The organism is Vibrio sp. RE86 (genome assembly GCF_013114545.1).
In the GTDB taxonomy this organism is placed as follows: domain Bacteria; phylum Pseudomonadota; class Gammaproteobacteria; order Enterobacterales; family Vibrionaceae; genus Vibrio.
This window is the reverse complement of record NZ_VTXI01000024.1, coordinates 1-25,060: the sequence shown is the minus strand read 5'-3', so window position 1 is coordinate 25,060 and position 25,060 is coordinate 1. Positions and strand designations below refer to the sequence as shown.

The following is a 25,060-nucleotide window of genomic DNA, read 5'->3' as shown; positions in this document are numbered from 1 at the left end:
TTTTATTCAATAAAAGTGATTTAATATGTGTTTTACCTTCTTAGCCGAATTCTGTCAACAGGGAATGTAAACTAATTATGCAATTACCAAGTTTTCTTGAGGTCTACCAAGGCCTAATTTCCACCTCTTCTATTAGTTCTACAGACCCAAGTTGGGATGAAGGGAACGCCAAAGTCATTGAAAAACTAGCGACTTGGTTAAAAGACATCGGCTTTGAAGTGGAAGTCGAGCAGGTTGAGGAGGGTAAGCACAACCTCATCGCCAAAAAAGGCACCGGGGAAGGCGGACTGCTTTTAGCTGGCCACAGCGATACCGTTCCATTTGATGAAGGTCGTTGGAACTATAACCCTCATGCACTGACTGAAGATAACAATCGCTTCTATGGATTAGGTACTGCCGACATGAAAGGCTTCTTCGCTTTCATTATTGAAGCAGTAAAGAAGGTAGACTGGAGTAAACAAACCAAGCCGCTCTATGTGCTCGCAACCTGTGACGAAGAAACTACCATGCTGGGTGCTCGCCACTTTACCGAAAATGCACCGTTCAAACCGGATTACTGCATTATTGGTGAGCCCACTAGCTTAGTCCCTATTCGTGGCCATAAAGGTCATGTCGCGAACGCTGTGCGTGTAACCGGTAAATCAGGCCACTCTTCCGATCCTGCCTTAGGTGTGAACGCTATTGAGATCATGCATGAAGTCTTGTTTGCCTTAATGCAGCTGCGTGACAAGTTAGTCAAAGAGTACCATCACCCGGGTTTTGCTATCCCGAGTCCAACTTTAAACCTTGGTCATATCCATGGTGGTGACAGCGCAAACCGTATCTGTGGCTGTTGTGAGCTTCACTATGACGTGCGTCCTCTTCCCGGCATTAGTTTAGATGGGTTAGACAACATGCTACGCGGCGCATTAAAAGAGGTCGAAGCAAAATGGCCGGGCAGAATCGCGATTACGCCGCTGCATGAACCGATCCCAGGCTATGAGTGTCAACACGACCATCCGTTCATTGCAGGTGTAGAAGAGATATGCGGCATTGACTCAGAGACAGTGAACTATTGTACCGAGGCACCTTTCCTCCAGCAGCTTTGTCCAACATTGGTTCTTGGCCCAGGCTCTATCGACCAAGCCCACCAGCCAGATGAGTTCTTAGCTTTCGAGTTTATTGACCCAACCATCGACGTTTTGTCAAAAGCGATGAATAAGTACTGTTTTTAGGGGCTGCTAACCTTAGGAATAGATCCAGTGAGAAGGTGAGCCAATCGCAAACCTTCTCTACTATACCTATCTACACTCGATTCAATACTGCCCTCAATTTAAGAGGTTTCACTGGCTTGGGAATGAAGCTAAAGCCATTCGATTTTATTCCATCAAGCATGTCATCCGTTCGGTCTGCACTGATGATCACGCCAATAAAGCTATCGCCCAAACGCAAGCGACATTGTTGAAGCACTTCCAATCCAGTTCGACCGTTATCCAAGCGATAGTCAGAGAGGATCACATCGGGCACCCAAGTATCTTCAATGGCTTGCAACGAATTAACGAGATCAACTGCTGTACGTACATCACAGCCCCAACGCCCAAGCAAGTTCTCCATTCCGACTAAGATATCGTTTTCATTGTCCACGCACAGCACTTTAAGGTGGCTAAGATCGGACACAGCTGCAACGGGAACCGTTTTAACTGGAGCAATCGCTTGTTCACTGCGAGCAAGAGTAATGGAAAATACGCTGCCTTTGCTCGGCCAAGACCGCATCGTGATCTGGTGCCCTAACACATGAGCAATCCCCTTAGAAATGGCAAGCCCTAAACCTAAGCCTTGATCAGATCGCACTTGAGAGCCACGATTAAACTCTTCAAATATCTCTTGTTGTTTATCCTCATCAATGCCCATGCCGTTATCCCACACATCAATGCGAGCTTGGCCTGCAACACGTCTAACGCCAAGAACCACTTTACCTTTCGGACTATAGCGGAATGCGTTGGTTAAGAAGTTCTGTACCACTCGACGCAATAACTTAGGGTCAGATTGCACTAGTAGCTGACTTGGAATCATAGTGAACTCAATCCCCTGCTGTTTCGCCAGCGCACTGAATTCAGCATTGAGGTTTGCCAGTACATCGTTGATCGCAAACCCGTGCACATTGACATCAAGCTTGCCTGACTCCAAACGCGAGATATCAAGCAGATCGCCAATCAAGTCTTCCGCAGCTCCTAAGGCACTTTCAATATGATGGGATAAACGCTGGGTTTCACTGTCTTTTGCCACTTCTGACAGTGAAGACGCAAACAGGCGTGCCGCATTCAGCGGTTGCATCAAGTCGTGACTTACTGCGGCAAGGAATCGTGATTTAGATTGCGATTCATGTTCGGAGCGCTGGGTCGCATTGACCAACTTTTTATTGAGTTGTTCGAGCTCTTGCGTCCGTTCTTTTACACGCTCTTCTAGGGATTCATTGGCGTCTTTTAACGCTTGCTCAGCATCTCGGAACACCGTAATGTCAGTAAAGCTCATTACGAAACCGCCCCCTGGCATTGGGTTACCTTGCACTTCAATCACTCGGCCGTCAGGGCGAACGCGGGAAGAGGTATGGCGAGTGCCTTGCTCTAAGTGGAATACTCGGCGACGCACATGCTCTTCAGGGTCACCTGGGCCACATAAACCTTGCTCAGCGTTGTGTCTGATGACATCAGCAATCGGCCTGCCCACCTGAATCAACCCAGTAGGAAAGGTAAACAGCTCTAGATAACGTTGGTTCCAAGCCACCAGTCTCAACTGCTTATCAACCACCGCGATCCCTTGACCAATATGCTCAATTGCCCCTTGAAGAAGGCCACGGCTGAAATCGTACAGCTCAGAGGCCTCATCAACGATGGTCGCCACCTCTTCCAGTTGCATGTTTCTGCCTTGCAACGCAGAAGTAAGGACTAACTTCGCCGACGAAGCGCCAAACACACCAGCAAGCACACGCTCAGTATGACGAATCAAGGTTGAAGGGGCTTGCTGATTGGGCAGTAACGTCTCCCTTTGCTGCTCCCAATACTGCCTAAACGCACTGCGCACTCTCTGTCGCCCAACAAAGCGAGAGGCAAGCATCTCTAGCTCACCCACGGTCACTCTGCTTTGATAAAGACTGATGTTTTCACTCTCAGGCAGCGGCGTACCCACAAACGACGCCGACTGTAAGCGTTCACTTAGGCTTGCCCGAGTAAATAGAGAGACCACGACATAACAGAGCGTATTGAGCGTAACACTGAGCACGATACCCCAATCAGAGTTCTTTACTTCCCAACTCTGCAATAGCTCTGGCGGTGTAATTAGCCACAGCAGCAAGTTACTTTCCGCGCTGCCAGCCAACATATCCGTTTGGCTCATTAAGGTGATGAGCCACAAAGTGAATCCGACTGCAAGGCCAACATAGACCCCTTTACGATTCCCTTGTCGCCAGTACATTCCGCCAATTAATGCAGGCGCAAATTGAGTGATTGCCGCAAACGAGAGAAAACCAATGGCAGAGAGTGAGTGAATACTTCCAAACGCCTGATAGAAGCCCCATGCCCCAAGCAGGAGTAACAGAATCAAACCACGACGAATAACGAGCAACAATCCGGAGAAATGACGATGATTACGCTGCGATAAACGCATTCTTCGAAGAAGCAATGGCATGACGAGATCGTTGGAAACCATGATGGCCAATGCTATCGTCGAAACAATCACCATCCCACTCGCCGCCGAGGTGCCGCCTAGAAACGCTAACAAAGCAATATCTTGTGCCCCGACTGCCATTGGTAGACTGATCACATAAGTGTCAGGACTGGCCTCAGTCAACAACCCTTGTCCAACCCATGCGATCGGCAGAACGAATACACCCATCAGTATGAGATAGAGAGGGAACAACCAACGCGCAGTATGTAAGTCTTGTGCACGCTCGTTTTCCACCACCATGGTATGGAACTGACGAGGTAAGCAGACTATCGCTAACATGGTCAGAACCGTATGGATTAATAAGGTAGGTAAGTTGGGGGATTGATAGGTTTGACTTGCGATCTCAGACAATTCTACGTCACTGCGATTGATCGCTAAAAAGAGGATAAAGAAACCTACAGCGAGAAACGCCACCAGCTTAACAATCGACTCAAAAGCAATCGCCATCATCATGCCACGATGGTGCTCTGTGTTATCGATATGACGCGTACCAAATAACATGGTAAAGATTGCCAAGGCCCCAACCACAAACCATGACACATCAAACATTGAGCCTTCAAACTGGGTCGGAAGCTCTGGGGAAATAATCTCCAACCCCATCGTAATGCCACGCAGTTGCAAAGCGATATAAGGCAAGATCCCAGCAACGGCAATCAAGGTCACCACCACCGCAAGACCTTGAGATTTACCATAACGCGCAGCAATAAAGTCAGCGATTGAAGTGATATGTTCCCGCTTCGCTGTGATGATCAGCCGAGCCAGTACACGCCAACCCAAAGTAAAAACAAGGATAGGTGCAATATAGATAGGCAGGAATGCCCAAGGGTTATTGCTGGCCTGACCTACGGTGCCATAGAAAGTCCAAGAGGTGCAGTACACAGCAATCGACAAGCTGTAAATCCAAGGTCGCCATTTAGCCAACCAAGACTGACGTTTATCACCATACCATGCGATCAAAAACAACAACCCGAGGTACATCAGTGAAACGGTGATCACTAACCAGCTCTGCATCCGATATCCTTATCTTGAGCGAAAACAAAAAAGCCTCTCCGATTGGAGAGGCTTCATTTAACTAACTCAAGGTAAGGAACTCAATCAGATAGGGTTAATTCTGTGCTTTAGGCTCCGCTTTGACACTTTCAGTTACAGCCGATGATTGAGGGTCTACTTTTATGAATAGCGCCATCACACCCATAGCAGCCATCGCCCAGAATACATTCGCTCCATAGTTTTCATAGCCCCAACCACTCAATGTGGTCATTAGCGCGATGAAAGCACCAAGTGGAATGGCGTTGTAGAGGGCTTGTAGTGCCACCATTTTGCGTTGTTCTGAGTGCTGAATATATTGAATCGCTGCGATATGAGCCATCGCAAAAGTCACACCGTGAAGCAGTTGAATCATCACGAGTGCAAACAGAGCCGTTGTTGATGCAGTCAGCCCCCAACGAGCAGCAACGCCCAACGCAGCAACGACAAACATCGCGCGCAGTGTCCATCCCGAGAATAGGCGTTTACTCAACGCAAACACAGCGACTTCCGCAACCACACCTAAGCTCCATAGGTATCCGATGATATCTTCTGAATACCCTGCTTCTTTCCAGTAAATCGAACTAAAACTGTAGTAAGCGGCGTGACTGCCTTGAATTAAAGCCACGAGCGCTAGGAACTTAACCACTGGAGCTTCACGCAATAACTCTGACAGCTTAGGACGCTCAGTATCTTCCTCTTGCATGGTCACAGGCATCGGGTTGGTATTACGCATGCCCAGAATTAAAGAGACCAGTACCCCAGCAAGTGCCGTGTACAGAATCATATCACTGCCATAGTTCGCCACTAAAAAGCCAACCACAGTTGAACCTGCGATGAAAGCAATCGAACCCCAAAGTCGTGTGCGACCATAGTCGAGCATTTTCAAGCGCGCGTAGTAGTTCGCCATCGCATCTGATAGCGGAACAATAGGCCCACAACAAAGATTGAATAGCACGGTTGCGAGTGCCATCAGCCAGAAGCTGCCGCCAGTAAAAAAGTGGAAACCGACAAACAACAGCGAGGCAAAACTTAACCATCGCAACGCTGGCATCAAATGTTCGACTTTATGCAAGCGCGGCGTCAGCACCATGTTCGCCACGCAACGCGTCGCGAAACCAATCCCCACAAGCACGCCAATGTCGGTTGCAGATACACCCTGCTCTTCAAACCACAAAGCCCAGAAAGGTAGGTAAACACCGTAAGCAAAAAAGAAACCGACAAAGTACTGAGATATCCAGCTATAAGGAGAAGGGGTGAGCATCATGACCTCTGAATGCAATAACGTAAGCGGCGATATTATCGTTTGCTTGACGCAGAATAAAAAGGGAAGAATCTCCGCTTTAACTTTCCGCATTGCAATTTCGCTACACCAGTTCAGCCACCTTCGACCAAAGTCGTCTGGAAGAAAAATCAAAATAACGCACACTGAATGGATAAACGTTGTCTAGGTAGGCCGCTATGCCAGATAAATTCAACATGCATTCCCCCCCTTTTGATCGCTTAGATGCTCAGCAGCAAAACCGACTGCGTAGCTCACTCGATGTGGCTTACTTTCGTGCCAAAGAGACCTTACTCACCCCAGGAGCGGCGAGTCAGCATCTGCATATTTTGATAAAAGGCGCGGTAGAAGAGCGCTCAGACAACGATGGCGAAATCTTTGCTCACTACGCTAACGATGACCTGTTTGATGTGCGAGCTCTATTTGAAGAGACGATCAAACATCGTTACGTCGCACTTGAAGACACCTTGAGCTATTTGCTGCCGAAGTCTGTTTTCCTTGAGTTATACAACGAGAATGGCCAGTTTGCCGCTTACTTTGATAACAACTTAGCGCGGCGCCAAGAACTCATAGAAGCGGCGCAGCAGCAACAAAACCTAGCCGAATTCATTCTGACCAAAGTCGACAAGCAGATTTATCATCCACCTATGGTGCTCTCACCTGATCAGCCTTTAAATGAGGTCACACAGACACTTAAACAGAAAGGAATCGACTCTGCACTGGTGCGATTAAACGACAATGACATTCGGTTAATTGACGATTTACACTCACTGCCCTACGGCATCATCACACGAACCAATATGCTCCATGCGGTCATGCTCGACGGTCACCCCCTAGACACCCCTGTCGGCAAGATCGCGACGTTTCCTGTGGTCCACGTCGAGGATGGTGAGTTCCTTTTCAATGCCATGATCAAAATGACCCGTCACCGGGTTAAACGAGTCATGGTTGCTGATGGTAAAGAAGCTGTTGGCATGCTCGACATGACACAAATCCTCAGTGCTTTCTCAACGCATTCACATGTTTTGACCCTGAGTATTGCGCGCTCTTCCAGTGTCGAAGAGTTGGCGCTGGCTTCCAACCGTCAGCGTCAATTGGTCGAGAGCTTGCTCAACAATGGCATTCGTACTCGCTTTATCATGGAATTGATTTCCGCGGTAAATGAACAAATCATTGAGAAAGCCTTTGAACTGATTGTTCCTCCCGCCCTTCACGACCACTGCTGTCTGGTCGTTTTAGGCTCAGAAGGGCGTGGAGAACAGATCTTAAAAACCGATCAAGACAACGCGCTTATCATCAAAGATGGACTACATTGGCATCAGTGTGAATCTGTCATGGAGCAACTGACCCATACGCTGCAACAGTTAGGCTATCCACTTTGTCCTGGCAATGTGATGGTGAATAACCCCAAATGGGTCAAGACACAGAGTGAGTGGAAGAGCACGATTAGCCAATGGTCTAAACCAAACTCCGCCGAACAAGTGATGGATCTCGCCATCTTTACTGATGCACACGCAGTCGCTGGAAATACCGCATTACTTGAGCCAATCCGTGCTCACCTCAAGCAAACTATGCTCAATAATATGCTCGCACTGCAAGATTTCTCGCGCCCCGCTTTGCAATTTTCCTTGCCACTGACTTTGTTCGGCAACGTGAAAAAAGACAAGGAAGGCGTTGATGTTAAAAGCGGTGGGATCTTCCCTATTGTGCATGGCATTCGCACGTTGGCGTTGGAATACGGTCTTGACGAGAAGAACACCTTCGAGCGAATTGAAGCATTGAGACAGAAGAAGATACTCGAACCGGAAACAGCCGATAACCTCAGTGAGGCTTTAAAGCTCTTGTTTAAACTGCGACTCAATCAACAGCTCTCGAATCAGCACAGTCACAATCGCATCGACTTAAAGCAAATCGAACGCACTGAACGAGACTTGCTCCGACATAGCCTACATGTGGTGAAAAAGTTTAAGCAGTTCTTGGGCTATCATTATCAGATAAGAGACTAAGGCTGCGGTATGAACTGGATACAACGCCGCTATTGGCATTACAAACTCAAAGGATCGCCCTATCAGGCACTGTTTGCGACGGTGACAAAAGGTGAATATGTTTCGCTAGACTGCGAAACCACCAGTTTAGACCCTAACCGAGCGGAGCTTGTGACTATTGCTGCAACCAAAATTATCGACAATCGCATTATCACCAGTAAGCCTTTTGAAGTAAGACTAAGAGCCCCGCAATCACTGGATTCTGGATCAGTCAAAATCCATCATATTCGTCATCAAGACTTAGTGGATGGCATAGATGAAAAGCAAGCGCTCATCCAGTTGTTAGACTTTATCGGCAATCGCCCTTTAGTCGGCTATCACATCCGCTATGACAAAAAAATCCTCGACCTTGCCTGCCGCAAACAGCTCGGCTTTCCGTTACCGAACCCCTTAATCGAGGTCAGCCAAATCTATCATGACAAGTTGGAAAGGCACCTGCCGAATGCGTATTTCGACCTAAGTTTAGATGCGATTTGTAAGCACCTTGACCTGCCAATGCAGAACAAGCACGATGCACTCCAAGACGCCATTTCAGCCGCACTGGTCTTTGTTCGACTGACAAAAGGTGATCTTCCTAGTCTAAATCTGCCCTACAACCGTTAGACCAAGCTTAGATCTAACTCTCAATTTCAAACATATCGCCCTAATATTTAAGCAGATTCCCCTCTCTCATCCTAAAGTCTAATTGTCGAATCAACGCCCGTGATTGAAAGTTACAGGTACAGGGATTTTGTACAACGTTAGTTGTTTTAAACGGACACTTGCTCAATTCATGTCGGATGGAGCACAAGGAGATAAGCAATGAGTGAAGCCCATATTTATCCGGTAAAAGAGAACATCAAAAAGAACACACACGCGGATAACGATACTTACCAAGCCATGTACCAGCAGTCTGTGACTGATCCTATCGGCTTTTGGAGTGAACACGGCAAGATTGTCGACTGGATGAAACCTTTCACTCAAGTTAAGAACACCTCTTTCGATACTGGTCACGTTGATATCCGTTGGTTTGAAGACGGTACGCTCAACGTGTCAGCAAACTGTATTGACCGCCACCTTGCCGAACGTGGTGACGAAGTTGCGATTATTTGGGAAGGTGACGATCCCAATGACGACGCAACACTGACATTTAAAGAACTGCACAAAGAAGTGTGTGAGTTTTCGAATGCTCTAAAAGAACAAGGCGTTCGCAAAGGCGATGTGGTTTGCCTTTATATGCCTATGGTCACCGAAGCCGCTGTAGCTATGCTGGCTTGTACCCGCATTGGTGCGGTACATACTGTTGTATTCGGTGGCTTCTCACCGGAAGCACTTTCAGGCCGAATCATCGATTCAGACGCTAAAGTCGTGATTACTGCTGACGAAGGTGTACGTGGTGGCCGTGCAGTTCCGCTGAAGAAAAACGTTGATGAAGCATTGACTAACCCTGAAGTGAAGACCATCGAAAAAGTCATCGTCATGAAACGTACTGGCGGTGATATTGATTGGCATGAGCATCGTGATGTGTGGTGGCATGAAGCAACTGCTAACGTTTCTTCAGACTGCCCACCAGAAGAGATGAACGCTGAAGATCCACTCTTCATCCTTTACACTTCTGGCTCTACTGGTAAGCCAAAAGGCGTACTACACACCACAGGTGGTTACTTAGTCTACGCTGCTATGACGTTCAAATACGTATTCGATTACCAACCTGGTGAAACCTTCTGGTGTACCGCCGATGTGGGCTGGATTACTGGCCACACTTACCTAATCTATGGCCCTCTTGCTAATGGTGCGAAGACGATTCTATTTGAAGGTGTACCTAACTACCCAAGCACCAACCGCATGAGCCAAGTAGTGGATAAGCACCAAGTCAATATCCTCTACACTGCTCCAACGGCTATTCGTGCATTAATGGCAAAAGGTAATGAAGCTGTAGAAAATACCTCTCGTAGCAGCCTACGCATCATGGGCTCGGTAGGTGAACCAATTAACCCAGAAGCTTGGGAGTGGTACTACAAAACCATCGGTAATGAGAACTCACCAATTGTTGATACATGGTGGCAAACGGAAACTGGCGGTATCTTGATTGCTCCACTTCCAGGCGCAACAGATCTTAAACCAGGCTCAGCGACCCGCCCATTCTTCGGTGTTCAGCCAGCCCTAGTTGATAACATGGGTAATATCATTGAAGGCGCGACTGACGGTAACCTTGTTATCCTAGACTCTTGGCCAGGTCAAATGCGTACTGTTTATGGTGACCATGAGCGCTTTGAGCAGACTTATTTCTCGACGTTTAAAGGTATGTACTTCACTAGTGATGGTGCTCGTCGTGATGAAGATGGTTACTACTGGATCACCGGCCGTGTTGATGACGTACTAAACGTATCTGGCCACCGTATGGGTACTGCTGAAATTGAATCGGCACTGGTTGCACACGATAAGATTGCCGAAGCGGCGATTGTTGGCATCCCTCATGATATCAAAGGCCAAGCGATTTACGCGTACATTACGCTGAATGATGGCGAATTCCCAAGCGCTGAACTTCATGCTGAAGTGAAGAACTGGGTACGAAAAGAGATTGGCCCAATCGCAACACCAGATGTTCTGCACTGGACGGACTCTCTACCAAAAACTCGTTCAGGTAAGATCATGCGCCGTATCCTGCGTAAGATCGCAACGGGCGATACCAGCAACTTAGGTGATACTTCAACACTGGCTGATCCAAGCGTCGTTGATAAGCTGATTGCTGAAAAAGCAGAGTTAGCTTAATCAATCATTACACCCCGTTTTAAACGCTGTAAAGCCGTCACAATGTGGCGGCTTTTTCTATTTACCGTCCAAAGTACCTACCTTTAGCTACTCTCAATTGGTCAAAAAATGTTAGCTGTGTAACAAATTTTCCGTTTCAAACTGGGAGATTAGACCAGTAAATTGCTGCGATTTGCGCTGAATTAGCTATAATCTGGAGCAATCTTAAAGATTCAGCCTGTTTTTTGTAAAACATTCGCTCTGAATCAAGAATATTATGGGATAATTCCAGTTCATATCATGAAGTAGGAAGATGGCAGCATAATGACAGCAAAATCACGCATTCTTGTTCTAAATGGTCCAAATCTAAACCTGTTAGGTCTTCGCGAACCCGCGCATTACGGTTCGTCCACCTTACCGCAGATTGTCGAGACATTGACCCAACAAGCAAACGAAGCGGGAATTGAGCTACAACACCTGCAATCCAATCGTGAATATGAATTGATTGAAGCGATCCATGCTGCGTTCGGCAATGTCGATTTCATTATCATCAACCCGGCAGCATTTACGCATACTAGTGTGGCACTAAGAGATGCCCTACTTGGCGTTGCAATCCCATTTATCGAAGTACATTTGTCCAATGTGCACGCTCGTGAACCCTTCCGTCACCACTCTTATCTTTCGGATAAGGCTGAGGGCGTCATTTGTGGTTTAGGTGCACAAGGCTACGAATTCGCTCTGTCTGCAGCGATCAAAAAACTGCAGGCAAAGTAGTCAAACACTCTGCAGCTCATTAGGAGCTGTCTTATTCACAAGATAAAAGAGAAAGAAAAGATGGATATCCGTAAAATCAAGAAGCTTATCGAGTTAGTAGAAGAGTCTGGCATTGCTGAGCTAGAAATCTCTGAAGGTGAAGAGTCGGTACGCATCAGCCGTAACGGTACTGCGGCTCCTGTAGCACCAGTTCAATACGCAGCAGCACCTGCTCCTGTAGCGGCACCTGCAGCAGCGGCGGCACCTGCTCCTGCAGCAGCTGAAGCGGCGGCACCAGCAGCACCTGCGGGTCACCAAGTTCTTTCTCCAATGGTAGGTACTTTCTACCGTTCTCCAAGCCCAGACGCGAAATCATTCGTAGAGGTTGGTCAAAGCGTTAACGCTGGCGACACTCTATGTATCGTTGAAGCAATGAAGATGATGAACCAAATCGAAGCTGACAAGTCTGGTGTTGTAACAGCTATCCTAGTTGAAGACGGCCAACCAGTTGAATTCGACCAGCCACTTGTTGTTATCGAATAATAGAGGCTCTCTCTTATGCTAGATAAATTAGTCATCGCGAACCGAGGTGAAATCGCACTTCGTATCCTTCGCGCATGTAAAGAATTGGGCATCAAAACAGTTGCTGTTCACTCAACAGCTGACCGTGACCTAAAACACGTACTGCTTGCAGACGAAGCTATCTGTATCGGTCCTGCTCGTGGTATCGACAGCTACCTAAACATCCCTCGCATTATTTCAGCGGCGGAAGTAACAGGTGCAGTGGCTATCCACCCAGGCTACGGCTTCCTATCTGAAAATGCAGATTTTGCTGAGCAAGTTGAGCGCAGCGGTTTCATCTTTGTTGGCCCTAAAGCAGACACTATCCGCATGATGGGTGACAAAGTTTCTGCGATCACGGCGATGAAGAAAGCAGGCGTACCATGTGTACCTGGTTCTGACGGTCCTCTTGACGATGACGCTCAAGCAAACAAAGCACACGCTAAGCGCATTGGCTACCCTGTAATCATCAAAGCATCTGGTGGTGGCGGCGGTCGTGGTATGCGTGTTGTACGTAGCGAAGGTGAGCTCGTTGAAGCTATCGCTATGACACGTGCAGAAGCGAAAGCAGCATTCAACAACGACATGGTTTACATGGAAAAATTCCTTGAAAACCCTCGTCACGTTGAAGTTCAAGTTATTGCTGACGGCCAAGGCGGCGCTATTCACTTAGGTGAGCGTGACTGTTCAATGCAGCGTCGTCACCAAAAAGTTGTAGAAGAAGCTCCAGCACCAGGTATCACTGAAGAGATGCGTAAGTACATCGGTGAACGTTGTACACGTGCATGTCTAGAGATCGGTTACCGCGGCGCAGGTACGTTTGAGTTCCTATACGAAAACGGCGAATTCTACTTCATCGAAATGAATACGCGTATTCAGGTAGAACACCCAGTAACAGAGATGGTAACTGGCGTTGACCTAATCAAAGAGCAGCTTCGTGTTGCAGCAGGTCAGCCACTGTCGTTCACGCAAGATGACATCAAGATCCGCGGCCATGCGATTGAGTGTCGTATCAACGCGGAAGATCCTGAGCGCTTCCTACCTTCACCAGGTAAGATCGAACGTTTCCACGCACCAGGCGGCATGGGCGTACGTTGGGAATCTCACATCTACACGGGCTACACAGTACCACCTCACTACGATTCAATGATCGGTAAGCTGATCACATTCGGTGAGAACCGTGACGTAGCGATTGCTCGTATGAAGAATGCTCTAGGTGAAATGATTGTTGAAGGCATCAAAGTGAACGTATCTCTTCAAGAGTCGATTATGAACGATGAAAACTTCCAGCACGGTGGAGCAAATATCCACTACCTAGAGAAGAAACTGGGTCTGCAATAATTTTACGATTGCACTCAAATTGATTCAAAATGCTCACTTCGGTGGGCATTTTTTATTATCACTTCTATCAAATTAAACTTTTGTTTTAGTTAATTTAAATCGATGATTTTAGATTTAACGGCCAAACATCCCCTTTTTTATATCTGATCCATCTTACAAAGCAGGCGTACCTGAGAGTGAAATTACTCGACAAGGAATCTCGTCATGCACCTCATCCACAAAACCATTGCAGCAACACTTATTGGAGGCACACTTGTTGCCTGTAACTCCGACTCTTTGACCTATTCACAGCTCCGCGTTTATCATGCCGCGCCTGATGCGCCAAAGGTCAACGTGTTGGTTGATGGCAAGACTGTACTCAGCGGCGTTGATTATCAACAAAGTTCCGGTGCTCTGCGCGTTAAAGCAGGGACACGCTCGATTCAAGTCGACGCGATTCTCGCCGACGGTTCAACGTCAACCGTAATTGGTCCTGCCGATTTCAACTTTGCCAACACCGACGAATACAACCTCGTTGCGACAGGTAAAGTGAGCTCTGACGGTTCTGATGGTAAGGGGTTTGGTCCGCAACTTAGTTCTCGCGAAGATGTATCTCCGAGCCAAGCTCGAGTCCAAGTCATGCACTCCGCACCAGATGCGCCGACCGTCGATGTGTTTATCACCGCTCCGGGAGCCGAGCTCTCTCTGGCTTCACCCTTCGCTGACGACGTTTCCTATTTAGGTGTTACCTCCGCCGTTGATGTCGCGGACGGCGACTATCAAGTCAGAATCACCGATCCAAATGATTCAACTACTGTGTTCTTTGACTCAGGTACGGTAAGCGTCCCTGCCGGTGCGGATTGGTTCGTCGCAGCAACCGATAATACTTCAGCGGGCGCTTCTCCTGTAACCCTATTGATCGACACTGGTGATTCTTCCCTTGTCGTTCAGGACGTTAACAGCGGCGCTGACATTCGCGTTGTGCATGGTATCTCTGATGCACCAGGAGTAGATGTTTACGTCGATGGCGTTGCCCCCGCAGCTTCAAGTCCACTTGAAAACCTCACGTTTAAAGCTCAAACCGATTACCTAGCATTAGACGCTGGCTCTACGGCGTTTACAGTGGCACAAACAGGGACCTCTACTTTTGTTGCCGACCTTGCTCTTACCACTGACTTAGCGGCGAACACCACATATACCGCGATCGCGATAGGTGATTTGGGCGATGGACTCAGCAATGACAAACTCTATGTTGTGGAAGACGATGTACGCAGAGTCACCACAGAAGCAAAATTGAGAGCAATTCATGCCTCTACCCTTGCTGGCACTGTCGATATTTATGTTAGTGCCGATGCAACTCCAAGTAACGATGATGTGATTCTAGAAGATATTGTCTATGAGGCTGACACTGGGCTACTACCTATCAGCCCAAGCGATGTTTATGTCATGATTACGCCAGCCAACAACAGCAGTGTCATTGCAGTCGGTCCTGTACTACTCAACCTCACTGGTGGCTCAATCACGACACTTGTCGCGGTTGATGACCCTAGTACAGGGTCAGGCGTAGGAGCACTTAGCCTCGATGATTAACTCTTCATACTATCGTTGAGCAAGCCCACCGACTCTATTCGGCGGGCTTTTGGGATCCTAATGTGAATGATGTAATTGGTGGGTAAATAACCTTAAAACCTGCTAAACTCTGCGCCAAATCACATCAATCAATGTAAAGAGCTCATACTCATGCCTTGGATTCAAATCAAACTCAACGCGACCAATGATAACGCTGAACAGATCGGCGATATGTTAATGGAAGAAACTGGCGCACTGTCTGTCACCTTTTTAGATGCGCACGATACCCCTGTATTTGAGCCGTTACCTGGTGAAACGCGCTTGTGGGGTGATACTGATATCCTCGCGCTTTATGACGCAGAAGCAGACACCAACTTTATTATCGAGCAGACCAAACTAAGTAATCTGCTTCCTGAAGGTTTCGCTTACAAAGTTGAACAGCTTGAAGACAAAGATTGGGAACGTGAATGGATGGATAACTTCCACCCAATGAAGTTCGGTGAACGTCTTTGGATTTGCCCAAGCTGGCGTGAAATCCCTGAACCAGACGCGGTCAACGTAATGCTGGATCCTGGCCTCGCTTTCGGTACAGGTACTCACCCAACAACAGCACTGTGTTTAGAATGGCTTGAAGGCCTAGACCTGTCAGGAAAAACCGTTATCGACTTTGGTTGTGGCTCTGGCATCCTTGCGATCGCTGCGATCAAACTAGGCGCAGAAAAAGTCATCGGGATCGACATTGATCCTCAAGCACTGATTGCCTCAAAAGATAACGCTGAACGCAATGGCGTCGCTGAACAGTTAGAAGTATTCCTACCTCAAAAGCAACCTGAAGGCCTAATCGCTGATGTCGTTGTTGCGAATATTTTGGCAGGCCCTTTACGCGAGCTCTCTTCAATTATTAAATCACTGGTTAAGCCAAATGGCGCTTTAGCTATGTCTGGTGTTTTAGATACTCAAGCAGAAGATGTTGCCAACTATTACCGTGATGAGCTTCACATTGATCCTATCAAAGAGCAAAGTGAATGGTGTCGCATCTCTGGTCGCAAGCAAGGCTAGACAAGACTTTGCGAGATAATTGACTGATTTTTGGGCATTTTGCGAAAACAATTTGTAAATGCTCAAATATTAGTCTTTTCACAGCGCTAAAAAATGCGTAAAATGCGCGCCCTTGCTCGGTTAGAACTGTGAAGACGTTTTGAAAATCGGAAACCACCAACTTAAGAATAATCTCATCGTTGCCCCTATGGCAGGTGTGACTGATAGACCGTTCCGTGAGTTGTGTCTCCGCTATGGTGCTGGTATGGCCGTCAGTGAAATGATGTCGTCAAATCCAAAACTATGGAAAACGTCAAAGTCGAAGCAACGCATGGTACATGAAGGCGAATCGGGCATTCGTTCTGTACAAATTGCGGGAGCCGACCCACAGCTTATGGCCGACGCTGCTCAGTTTAGTGTTGAAAACGGTGCGCAAATCATCGACATCAACATGGGTTGTCCAGCAAAGAAAGTGAATAAGAAGCTAGCGGGCTCTGCACTACTTCAGTACCCAAATATCATTGAAGATATTCTAAAGGCTGTTGTGAATGCAGTGGATGTCCCTGTGACACTAAAGACTCGTACTGGCTGGGATACAGATAATAAAAACTGTGTCCAAATCGCTAAGTTAGCCGAAGACTGCGGCATACAAGCTTTAGCCTTACACGGGCGAACCAAAGCCTGTATGTACAAAGGTGAGGCCGAATACGACAGCATTAAAGCGGTCAAGGAAGCGATCTCTATTCCGGTTATTGCTAACGGTGATATCGATAGCCCAGAGAAAGCAAAATTTGTCCTAGAGTACACTGGGGCAGACGCTTTAATGATTGGACGCCCTGCCCAAGGTCGTCCGTGGATTTTTCAGGAAATCCAACACTTTTTGGAAAACGGCACCACGATGCCTGATCTTCCGTACTCGGAAGTGAAAGACATCCTGCTTGGTCATGTGAATGCTCTGCATGATTTTTATGGAGAGTATCTAGGTCCGCGAATCGCGCGTAAGCACGTAGGCTGGTACTTAAAAGAACATGAACAAGCGAGTGAGTTTCGCCGTACCTTCAACGCAATCGACGCAGCTGAGCTGCAACTTGAGGCGTTAGAAGGTTATTTTGATAACGTTGCATCATAATTAAGAGAAGAGCTAGACCGAATATGTTCGAACAAAATCTGACTTCAGAAGCATTAACAGTAACTACAGTAACGTCGCAAGACCAGATTACACAAAAGCCTTTGCGTGACTCTGTTAAAGCATCTCTTAAAAACTACTTGGCACAACTTAACGGTCAAGAAGTAACAGAACTATACGAATTAGTTCTAGCTGAAGTTGAACAGCCACTACTAGATACTATCATGCAGTACACTCGCGGTAACCAAACTCGCGCAGCAACTATGATGGGTATCAACCGCGGTACTCTTCGCAAGAAACTTAAGAAATACGGCATGAACTAATCGTTCATTCGAATATCTTATTTTCAAAAGCCGGGCTCACAATTGTGGGCCCGGCTTTTTATTTACTGCTTATATTGTTACCAGCAATGTCAGGTGAACAAATATTCACCATTGTGTGATCTATTGCGATTGCGCAAATTTATAAGAAATCGATATAATGCTCAATTACGTTAACGTCTAGGCGCCTTTACATGGTTAATATGCAAAGAGAAGAATGGCTTAGCCTCTTATTACAAGAGCAGCCAGATCGCTTGATGGTCCTAAATCCTGAGGGACAAATCATTGAGTGCTTTGCAGATAAAAACCAAACTGCCTGTTGTTCATACAAACCACAATATCAACACCTTGCAGATCTTAAGCCCACGTCTCTTGCTCAGCTGCTTCTAAAGCATTTTCACAATGCCTTACAAAGTGGCAAGCCTAGCCGATTCCGTTATTCTCTTACTCCCACTCAACTACTTGATGCTTCCATCGATCAATTGCAAGCATGGGGTGATCACGAGCAACGCTGGTTTGAAGCAACCTTTAAAGCACTCACGCTTTCTAACGGGACACGCTACGTGTTGTGGCAAGAACGCGAGATCACTCAAGCTTACCTTCATGAAGCAGAACTCAAGAAACAAGCTGAGACTGATGAGCTAACGGGTGTGTTGAATCGCCGCGCCTTTTTACAAGGACTCGAGCGAGAGTTTGATAAACCTAAGCAACCTTTGTTAGCCTGTTTGATGGTGGATATCGACCACTTTAAAGAGATAAACGACCAAGTCGGTCATTTATCAGGGGATGAAGTCATCACTCAAGTTGCTCACATTTGCCAAGGCTCTGTAAGGTCTTGTGATTATATTGGACGACTGGGTGGAGAAGAATTTGGCGTGGTTCTAACCCACACTACCGCGATTCAAGCTTACGATATCGCTGAGCGAATTCGCCAGTCGATAGAATCAACACCATGCAGAGTCGATAACCACATCATTTACCCAACGGTAAGTATCGGTATTGCAGAGTTAACTAACCTGACAAGCTCAGTAAGAGAATTGTTGGTTCAAGCTGACAAAGCGATGTACTACTCGAAGCAAACGGGGCGAAATCAAGTCACCTTGTATTACCCTACCCTGCCTGAAATCAAAAGCAGCGAAAACCTCAAGGCCAACATACGTAAAGCCTCTTAGGTTCTGTTGACCCTAGTTACAACAAGAATCCTGATGCTCTTCGTCGCTGGCTAAAGCGCCTAAAATCGAACAGTGGCTCGCATCATCGTCAATATCACCACAACATGCATCATTAATCTTCTTCAGTGCGGTTCGAATTCGCGTTAGCTCATTAATCTTGTCATCGATAACATTTAACTTAGCCGTAGTGATCGCTTTCACCTCTGCACAGCTATGCTCTGTCGCTTCCAGTTTTATCTCCAGCAGCTCTCGGATCTCATCCAAACTCAGCCCAAGATCTTTAGCTTTAAGAATGAAACTCACCTGATTCTGATTTTCTTCATTATAAAGACGATAACCAGATTCACTGCGCCCCGCGGGGTTGATGAGTTGGTTTTTCTCGTAGAATCGTAGTGTATCTGCCGTCACTTTACAGCGTTTAGCCAGTTCGCCTATCTGAAACATAACTTTTCCTATTAACTGTTTCGTTACTTTTATCGAGTAAAGCTGAGTTTTTTGCAATTATTTTGCGATGCCAAACGATTGCGCGAGCTTTTTTGTAATAAATTAGTTAGAATGTGCGCCATCAAACTCAGAGACTGTTTTTACACCAGTGTTTACTGGAAAGGTCTTTACCAAAACTGGCCAATATCTTACTCCTAGACTGAGATTTAAGAGTAAGAACAAGTTCACTTTTGGCAAATATCTTTATCTTTCATATTAACTCTGTGACTTTGAGGAATTGAAGCATGACTAACGCTCGTCCTATTCGCCGCGCTCTAATCAGCGTATCAGACAAAACTGGTATCGTTGAGTTTGCACAAGCTCTAGCTAACCGTGGCGTTGATATTCTATCAACTGGTGGTACGGCTCGCCTACTGGCAGAAAAAGGCATCTCTGTAACTGAGGTATCAGATTACACTGGTTTCCCAGAAATGATGGACGGTCGTGTTAAGACTCTTCACCCGAAAGTACACGGTGGTGTCCTAGGTCGTCGTGGCCAAGATGATGACGTGATGGAAACTCACGGTATCAACCCTATCGATATGGTTGTGGTTAACCTATACCCATTCGCAGAAACCGTTGCTAAAGAAGGCTGTACGCTTGCTGACGCTGTTGAGAACATCGACATCGGTGGCCCAACAATGGTTCGCTCAGCGGCGAAAAACCACAAAGACGTAACTATCGTTGTTAACGCTGGCGACTACGACCGCGTTATCGCAGAAATGGACGAAAACGAGAAATCTCTTACTCTAGAGACTCGCTTCGACCTAGCTATCGCAGCATTCGAGCACACTGCCTCTTACGACGGCATGATCGCAAACTACTTCGGCACTATGGTTCCTAGCTACGGCGAGAACAAAGAAGGTGACGAAGAGTCTAAATTCCCTCGCACGTTCAACCAACAGTTCAAGAAGAAGCAAGATATGCGCTACGGTGAAAACAGCCACCAAGCAGCAGCATTCTACGTTGAAGCAAACCCTGAAGAAGCATCAGTATCTACTGCTCGCCAAATCCAAGGTAAAGCACTTTCTTACAACAACATCGCTGACACAGACGCTGCACTTGAGTGTGTGAAAGAGTTTGACGAGCCAGCATGTGTCATCGTTAAGCACGCCAACCCATGTGGTGTAGCACTAGGTGAAGACATCCTAGAAGCTTACGACCGTGCGTTCAAAACAGACCCAACGTCAGCATTTGGCGGCATCATCGCATTCAACCGCGAACTAGACGCAGCAACAGCAACGGCTATCACTGAGCGTCAATTCGTTGAAGTCATCATCGCGCCATCAGTTTCTGCTGAAGCGGTAGAAATCGTAGCAGCTAAGAAAAACCTTCGCCTACTTGAGTGTGGTGAGTGGACAACTAAAACGACTGGCTTTGACGTAAAACGCGTTAACGGTGGCCTACTGGTTCAGGATCGTGACCAAGGCATGGTAACTCTCGATGACCTTAAAGTGGTTTCTAAGCGTCAACCAACAGCAGAAGAGCTAAAAGACGCATTGTTCTGCTGGAAAGTAGCGAAGTACGTAAAATCTAACGCGATCGTTTACTCGAAAGGTGACATGACTATCGGTGTGGGCGCAGGCCAAATGAGCCGCGTTTACTCTGCCAAGATCGCAGGTATCAAAGCTGCAGACGAAGGTCTACAGGTTGAAGGTTGTGTGATGGCATCAGATGCATTCTTCCCATTCCGTGACGGTATCGACGCGGCGGCTGAAGCTGGAATCAAGTGTGTTATCCAACCAGGTGGCTCTATGCGTGATGACGAAGTGATCGCTGCAGCAGATGAGCATGGCATGGCGATGATCTTTACGGGTATGCGTCACTTTAATCATTAATAATCACTTGGTTTCTAAACCCTAGAAACAATTCAAAGCCTCGAGTTGCTCTCGAGGCTTAAGCAATTTAAGTTAAGGATTTTACAATGCGAGTTCTTATTATTGGTGCCGGCGGTCGTGAGCACGCACTAGGCTGGAAAGCAGCACAAAACCCAAATGTTGAAACAGTATTCGTTGCTCCAGGTAATGCAGGTACTGCTCTTGAGCCTAAGCTAGAGAACGTAGCAATCGGCGTTGAAGATATTGAAGCGCTTGTAGCGTTTGCAAAAGAAAAAGCGATTGAACTGACTATCGTCGGCCCTGAAGCGCCACTCGTTATCGGTGTGGTTGATGCTTTCCGTGAAGCTGGTCTGCCAATCTTTGGCCCAACAGAAGCAGCAGCACAGCTAGAAGGCTCAAAGGCGTTCACTAAAGATTTCCTAGCTCGTCACGACATCCCAACAGGTGCTTACGCGAACTTCACTGAGATTGAGCCAGCTATCGCTTACGTTCGTGAGCAAGGGGCTCCTATCGTAGTTAAAGCTGACGGTCTTGCTGCGGGTAAAGGCGTTATCGTTGCGATGACCCTAGAAGAAGCAGAAGACGCAATCAAAGACATGCTAGCAGGCAACGCATTTGGCGAAGCTGGTAGCCGCGTAGTTATCGAAGAGTTCCTAGAAGGCGAAGAAGCAAGCTTCATCGTGATGGTTGACGGCTCTAGCGTACTGCCTATGGCCACCAGCCAAGACCACAAACGTGTCGGCGACAAAGATACTGGCCCTAACACTGGCGGTATGGGGGCTTACTCTCCAGCACCAGTGGTTACTCCTGAAATCCACAATCGTATTCTTGAAGAAGTTGTCTATCCAACGGTACGTGGTATGGACGCAGAAGGCGCACCATACACTGGTTTCCTTTACGCTGGCCTTATGATTGCAGCAGACGGTACTCCTAAAGTTATCGAATACAACTGTCGATTTGGCGACCCAGAAACGCAACCTATCATGATGCGTATGGAGTCAGACCTTGTCGAGCTATGCCTAATGGCAATCGATGAGAAGCTGGACGAAGCAGAATCAAAATGGGATCCACGCGCTTCTATCGGTGTTGTCCTAGCAGCAGGTGGCTACCCAGCAGATTACGCAAAAGGTGATGTTATCTCCCTACCGACAGACGAAGTTGAAGGTCAAAAGATCTTCCATGCAGGTACAGCAAATAACGAAGCGGGTGAAGTTGTGACTAACGGCGGTCGCGTTCTTTGTGCCACTGCGCTCGGTAACAGCGTATCTGAAGCGCAAGAGCAAGCATACGCACTAGCGAAGCAGGTTAGCTGGAATGGCATGTTCCACCGCAACGACATCGGCTACCGTGCAATTGCTCGTGAGCAAGAAAAGTAAATAACAATATCAGTTGGCTAAAATGCAAAAGGCTTGGTGTAAAAACCAAGCCTTTTCTTTTGAATGTTGTTAATCGCTCTTTAAGCCCAATCTTGACGTTTATTCTTCAATTAAGCTAGGGCGCTCAATACAATCGTAACTGTCGTCTGAGAGCATTAGAAGCTCTTCTACCACCACTTTATTACTACGTGTCGAACCAATAAATGCGGCATAACTATCTACTGCTGCAAGACGGTTAACCACAAAGCTTGGCAGTGTCGCGTTAAACTCAACTTGCTCATAGTTTTTACCTGAGCAAGTATCAAAGCTAGAACCATCCCAATATCCTTGAATCAGTCGGGTCCCATCACTACTCTGCTGCTTGGTCTTTTCGACGATATGCAGTGCTTCTTGTTTTAACCACGCAATCTTATCGGCTTTGAGTGGCAATACCTTCCCATCTAATCGATATTGCTGATAAACCGCGTCTTCGTTCTTGTTAAAGCGAACATGGATGCGATACGGCACTAACTCAGCACTTTTTAGTTGCTCCCCTTCACGAATCAACTCTCGTAGCTCTCCTTCACCCCAGCGATAGTCGGTCTTGTACCAACCATAATCTCCTGCTGTAACATGATCAGCAGCGGTATAAGGGAAAGTCAGGCGCTCTGTATACCAATAGAGGCTAATCGCATCACCCATCGTTTGACCGCCAGTGTAATTTGAGAACTGGTCAAGGTTGGGCGTAGACACGCTTGATGAGCAGCCAATCAGTAGAGAGGCGATTAGTGAAGGTAAGAATATTCTTTTCATAGTCATAAAATAAATATACGCCAAGATAGAGCTCTACCTTGGCGTATTATATCAATCTAGAGCTTAAAACTCTGAAAGCAGTACGAAATTATTTTACTGCGTCTTTCAGTGCTTTGCCTGATACGAATGCAGGAACGTTAGCTGCAGCGATTTGGATTTCGTCACCAGTTTTTGGGTTACGACCAGTACGTGCTGCACGGTGGTTAACTTTGAACGTACCAAAACCAATTAGTTGAACTTGGTCACCCTCTTTAAGTGCATCAGTCACACCTTCAAGAGTTGCTTCAAGAGCAGCTTTAGCTTGTGCTTTAGATAGATCTGCTTTCTCTGCGATAAAGTCGATTAATTGGGTCTTGTTCATTAGGTTTCCCTTCTCATATGTTATCGAATTCAACTCACTCTAAATCATAAATGCCCCATCTGGCAAAGGTTTGTAAGCGATCTTTCGCTTTCATGACGTACTTTTAACCATAATCTGAGCATTAACTCACAATTTGTTACTCTGTCAGTAATAGTTAATACTTGTTTTTAACCCCAATTGGCCTTATTTATAAACAAGCGAAAGCCCGTAAAGCCTGATACTGCGGGGCTTATAGCGAATATAAAATGCTCATTTCAATCATGCTCAGGTATGGAAAGTAGGCCTTTTCATGCAAAGTGAGAAGTGGGCATAAACCGATATAGGACACTTATGTTGTTGCTAACTATATACGTCACCGTAGCGATTGGCGTATCGTTTATTTGCTCCGTTTTAGAAGCGGTTCTTCTGAGTATCTCACCCAGTTACATTGCCCAGTTGCGCCAGCAAGGTCACCCTGCAGCAGAGCCACTAGCAAAGCTTAAAGCGGATATCGACCGCCCACTGGCTTCAATTTTGACCTTAAACACCATTGCTCACACGATTGGTGCTGCAAGTGCCGGTGCACAAGCTGCTGTCGTATTCGGTAGCGAGTGGTTAGGTGTATTCTCTGGTGTCCTCACTCTAGGCATTCTGGTGCTGTCTGAAATTGTTCCTAAAACGATAGGGGCAACGTACTGGCGTCAACTAGCGCCAAGCTCGGCACTTGTTCTACGTTGGATGGTCTGGGCTCTAACACCGTTTGTGTGGTTCTCAGAGCAAATCACAAAGCGTCTGGCTCGTGGTCACGAAGCGCCAAAAATGCGTGATGAGCTATCAGCAATGGCAATCCTAGCGAAAGAGAGTGGTGAGTTTGCAGAAGGAGAATCGAAGATTCTTAACAACCTGCTAGGCATTCAAGATGTGCCAGTAACTCAAGTGATGACGCCTCGCCCAGTCGTTTTCCGAGTGGATGCGGAAATGACAATCAATGAGTTTTTAAATGAGCACAAAGAGACTCCGTTCTCACGTCCACTGGTTTATAGCCAGTCGAAAGATAACATCATTGGTTTTGTTCACCGTCTAGAGCTGTTCAAACTTCAACAAGCTGGCAGCGGTGAGAAGCAACTTGGTGCCGTTATGCGCCCTGTACATGTACTGTTTAATACGATTGCCCTACCAAAAGCGTTTGAGCAGATGATGGCAAACCGTTTACAACTGGCGATGGTGGTCGATGAATACGGTACGATTCAAGGCATTTTGACCTTAGAAGACGTATTCGAACACCTAGTTGGTGAAGAGATTGTCGATGAAGCCGACCGAACCACAGACATGCAAGAGCTTGCGTTCGACCGCTGGGAAAAGTGGAAAGAGAAACATGGCGTTATCGAAAATCGCGATGACGACGATGAAGAGCTAGAAAAACCTTCAAGTACGGATGACTCGAAAGAGAACAAGTCATAACAACAATAAAGGGAGCCAAGGCTCTAATGCCGATCAGTTAAGGGTTAAATGATCGGTTGAACGATCCTTCCAAGGTGTCAAAATCCGAGTGTATTCCATGCACTCGGATTTTTTATGTTTCTAAGA

General features: G+C 46.8%; 20 protein-coding genes. 15 read left to right on the top strand and 5 right to left on the bottom strand.

All coding sequences use genetic code 11. The annotated features are described in order from the left end of the window. The first annotated feature begins 77 nt into the window (after positions 1-77). Complete coding sequence (gene argE / locus F0231_RS18150; protein ID WP_171761106.1) at positions 78-1,214, top strand: acetylornithine deacetylase; 1,137 nt, start codon at positions 78-80, stop codon at positions 1,212-1,214. Positions 1,215-1,284: 70 nt separating this feature from the next. On the opposite strand, the gene F0231_RS18145 is transcribed toward argE, so the two are convergent. Both F0231_RS18145 and F0231_RS18140 read right to left on the bottom strand, forming a co-directional pair. Continuing rightward, the gene (locus tag F0231_RS18145) at positions 1,285-4,713 is read right to left on the bottom strand and encodes a hybrid sensor histidine kinase/response regulator (protein ID WP_171761105.1); all 3,429 of its coding nucleotides are present in this window, start codon (positions 4,711-4,713) and stop codon (positions 1,285-1,287) included. Between the two features lie 94 nt (positions 4,714-4,807). Further along, positions 4,808-5,992, bottom strand: coding sequence for a 3-phenylpropionate MFS transporter (locus F0231_RS18140; RefSeq protein WP_171761147.1), 1,185 nt, complete (start codon positions 5,990-5,992; stop codon positions 4,808-4,810). Between the two features lie 197 nt (positions 5,993-6,189). Here F0231_RS18140 and F0231_RS18135 point away from each other — a divergent pair, with 197 nt between their 5' ends. The 11 genes from F0231_RS18135 to F0231_RS18085 all read left to right on the top strand — a co-directional run bounded on the left by F0231_RS18135 (position 6,190) and on the right by F0231_RS18085 (position 18,644). Further along, the gene (locus tag F0231_RS18135) at positions 6,190-8,016 is read left to right on the top strand and encodes a DUF294 nucleotidyltransferase-like domain-containing protein (RefSeq protein WP_171761104.1); all 1,827 of its coding nucleotides are present in this window, start codon (positions 6,190-6,192) and stop codon (positions 8,014-8,016) included. 9 nt (positions 8,017-8,025) lie between these two features. After that, entirely contained in the window at positions 8,026-8,658 is a 633-nt protein-coding gene (locus F0231_RS18130; RefSeq protein ID WP_171761103.1) for a 3'-5' exonuclease, read from the top strand. 198 nt (positions 8,659-8,856) lie between these two features. Then, the gene (acs, locus tag F0231_RS18125) at positions 8,857-10,806 is read left to right on the top strand and encodes an acetate--CoA ligase (protein ID WP_171761102.1); all 1,950 of its coding nucleotides are present in this window, start codon (positions 8,857-8,859) and stop codon (positions 10,804-10,806) included. A 303-nt stretch (positions 10,807-11,109) separates the two neighbouring features. Then, positions 11,110-11,559, top strand: a complete 450-nt coding sequence (aroQ, locus tag F0231_RS18120) for a type II 3-dehydroquinate dehydratase (RefSeq protein ID WP_171761101.1) — start codon at positions 11,110-11,112, stop codon at positions 11,557-11,559. Positions 11,560-11,619: 60 nt separating this feature from the next. Continuing rightward, positions 11,620-12,081, top strand: a complete 462-nt coding sequence (gene accB, locus F0231_RS18115; protein ID WP_171761100.1) for an acetyl-CoA carboxylase biotin carboxyl carrier protein — start codon at positions 11,620-11,622, stop codon at positions 12,079-12,081. 15 nt (positions 12,082-12,096) lie between these two features. Continuing rightward, entirely contained in the window at positions 12,097-13,440 is a 1,344-nt protein-coding gene (gene accC / locus F0231_RS18110) for an acetyl-CoA carboxylase biotin carboxylase subunit (RefSeq protein WP_171761099.1), read from the top strand. A gap of 204 nt (positions 13,441-13,644) precedes the next feature. Continuing rightward, positions 13,645-15,009, top strand: a complete 1,365-nt coding sequence (locus F0231_RS18105) for a DUF4397 domain-containing protein (RefSeq protein WP_171761098.1) — start codon at positions 13,645-13,647, stop codon at positions 15,007-15,009. Positions 15,010-15,159: 150 nt separating this feature from the next. Further along, the gene (gene prmA, locus F0231_RS18100) at positions 15,160-16,047 is read left to right on the top strand and encodes a 50S ribosomal protein L11 methyltransferase (RefSeq protein WP_171761097.1); all 888 of its coding nucleotides are present in this window, start codon (positions 15,160-15,162) and stop codon (positions 16,045-16,047) included. Between the two features lie 139 nt (positions 16,048-16,186). Further along, entirely contained in the window at positions 16,187-17,155 is a 969-nt protein-coding gene (gene dusB, locus F0231_RS18095) for a tRNA dihydrouridine synthase DusB (RefSeq protein ID WP_171761096.1), read from the top strand. A gap of 23 nt (positions 17,156-17,178) precedes the next feature. After that, positions 17,179-17,475, top strand: coding sequence for a DNA-binding transcriptional regulator Fis (fis, locus tag F0231_RS18090; protein WP_000462885.1), 297 nt, complete (start codon positions 17,179-17,181; stop codon positions 17,473-17,475). A gap of 191 nt (positions 17,476-17,666) precedes the next feature. Further along, positions 17,667-18,644: a GGDEF domain-containing protein gene (locus F0231_RS18085; RefSeq protein WP_171761095.1), complete on the top strand. Its 978-nt coding sequence runs from the start codon at positions 17,667-17,669 to the stop codon at positions 18,642-18,644. Positions 18,645-18,656: 12 nt separating this feature from the next. On the opposite strand, the gene zntR is transcribed toward F0231_RS18085, so the two are convergent. Further along, a complete protein-coding gene (gene zntR, locus F0231_RS18080) occupies positions 18,657-19,088 on the bottom strand; it encodes a Zn(2+)-responsive transcriptional regulator (protein WP_171761094.1) in 432 nt (143 codons plus the stop codon). Between the two features lie 284 nt (positions 19,089-19,372). On the opposite strand from zntR, the gene purH reads away from it, so the two are divergent. Beyond that, positions 19,373-20,965: a bifunctional phosphoribosylaminoimidazolecarboxamide formyltransferase/IMP cyclohydrolase gene (gene purH / locus F0231_RS18075; RefSeq protein WP_171761093.1), complete on the top strand. Its 1,593-nt coding sequence runs from the start codon at positions 19,373-19,375 to the stop codon at positions 20,963-20,965. Positions 20,966-21,051: 86 nt separating this feature from the next. Further along, positions 21,052-22,341 carry a phosphoribosylamine--glycine ligase gene (gene purD, locus F0231_RS18070; RefSeq protein ID WP_171761092.1) on the top strand — a complete coding sequence of 430 codons (1,290 nt, stop codon included), beginning with the start codon at positions 21,052-21,054 and terminating at the stop codon, positions 22,339-22,341. Between the two features lie 99 nt (positions 22,342-22,440). Here purD and F0231_RS18065 read toward each other — a convergent pair whose 3' ends face one another. Further along, positions 22,441-23,133 (bottom strand): DUF1481 domain-containing protein, encoded by a 693-nt coding sequence (locus F0231_RS18065; protein ID WP_171761146.1) that lies wholly within the window; start codon positions 23,131-23,133, stop codon positions 22,441-22,443. Between the two features lie 88 nt (positions 23,134-23,221). Further along, on the bottom strand, positions 23,222-23,494 hold the full coding sequence (hupA, locus tag F0231_RS18060; RefSeq protein WP_171761091.1) for a nucleoid-associated protein HU-alpha: 273 nt from the start codon (positions 23,492-23,494) through the stop codon (positions 23,222-23,224). 330 nt (positions 23,495-23,824) lie between these two features. On the opposite strand from hupA, the gene F0231_RS18055 reads away from it, so the two are divergent. Then, positions 23,825-24,934 carry a CNNM domain-containing protein gene (locus F0231_RS18055; protein WP_171761090.1) on the top strand — a complete coding sequence of 370 codons (1,110 nt, stop codon included), beginning with the start codon at positions 23,825-23,827 and terminating at the stop codon, positions 24,932-24,934. The last annotated feature ends 126 nt before the right edge of the window (positions 24,935-25,060 follow it).

Bases quoted from the DNA above. Each gene is read 5' to 3' on its own strand.
- accB (WP_171761100.1), top strand. From the start codon at position 11,620: ATGGATATCCGTAAAATCAAGAAGCTTATCGAGTTAGTAGAAGAGTCT.
- F0231_RS18135 (WP_171761104.1), top strand. From the start codon at position 6,190: ATGCCAGATAAATTCAACATGCATTCCCCCCCTTTTGATCGCTTAGAT.
- F0231_RS18065 (WP_171761146.1), bottom strand. From the start codon at position 23,133: ATGAAAAGAATATTCTTACCTTCACTAATCGCCTCTCTACTGATTGGC.
- fis (WP_000462885.1), top strand. From the start codon at position 17,179: ATGTTCGAACAAAATCTGACTTCAGAAGCATTAACAGTAACTACAGTA.
- hupA (WP_171761091.1), bottom strand. From the start codon at position 23,494: ATGAACAAGACCCAATTAATCGACTTTATCGCAGAGAAAGCAGATCTA.
- purH (WP_171761093.1), top strand. From the start codon at position 19,373: ATGACTAACGCTCGTCCTATTCGCCGCGCTCTAATCAGCGTATCAGAC.
- zntR (WP_171761094.1), bottom strand. From the start codon at position 19,088: ATGTTTCAGATAGGCGAACTGGCTAAACGCTGTAAAGTGACGGCAGAT.
- argE (WP_171761106.1), top strand. From the start codon at position 78: ATGCAATTACCAAGTTTTCTTGAGGTCTACCAAGGCCTAATTTCCACC.
- purD (WP_171761092.1), top strand. From the start codon at position 21,052: ATGCGAGTTCTTATTATTGGTGCCGGCGGTCGTGAGCACGCACTAGGC.
- accC (WP_171761099.1), top strand. From the start codon at position 12,097: ATGCTAGATAAATTAGTCATCGCGAACCGAGGTGAAATCGCACTTCGT.
- F0231_RS18130 (WP_171761103.1), top strand. From the start codon at position 8,026: ATGAACTGGATACAACGCCGCTATTGGCATTACAAACTCAAAGGATCG.
- F0231_RS18055 (WP_171761090.1), top strand. From the start codon at position 23,825: ATGTTGTTGCTAACTATATACGTCACCGTAGCGATTGGCGTATCGTTT.
- aroQ (WP_171761101.1), top strand. From the start codon at position 11,110: ATGACAGCAAAATCACGCATTCTTGTTCTAAATGGTCCAAATCTAAAC.
- F0231_RS18145 (WP_171761105.1), bottom strand. From the start codon at position 4,713: ATGCAGAGCTGGTTAGTGATCACCGTTTCACTGATGTACCTCGGGTTG.
- acs (WP_171761102.1), top strand. From the start codon at position 8,857: ATGAGTGAAGCCCATATTTATCCGGTAAAAGAGAACATCAAAAAGAAC.
- F0231_RS18085 (WP_171761095.1), top strand. From the start codon at position 17,667: ATGGTTAATATGCAAAGAGAAGAATGGCTTAGCCTCTTATTACAAGAG.
- prmA (WP_171761097.1), top strand. From the start codon at position 15,160: ATGCCTTGGATTCAAATCAAACTCAACGCGACCAATGATAACGCTGAA.
- F0231_RS18140 (WP_171761147.1), bottom strand. From the start codon at position 5,992: ATGCTCACCCCTTCTCCTTATAGCTGGATATCTCAGTACTTTGTCGGT.
- F0231_RS18105 (WP_171761098.1), top strand. From the start codon at position 13,645: ATGCACCTCATCCACAAAACCATTGCAGCAACACTTATTGGAGGCACA.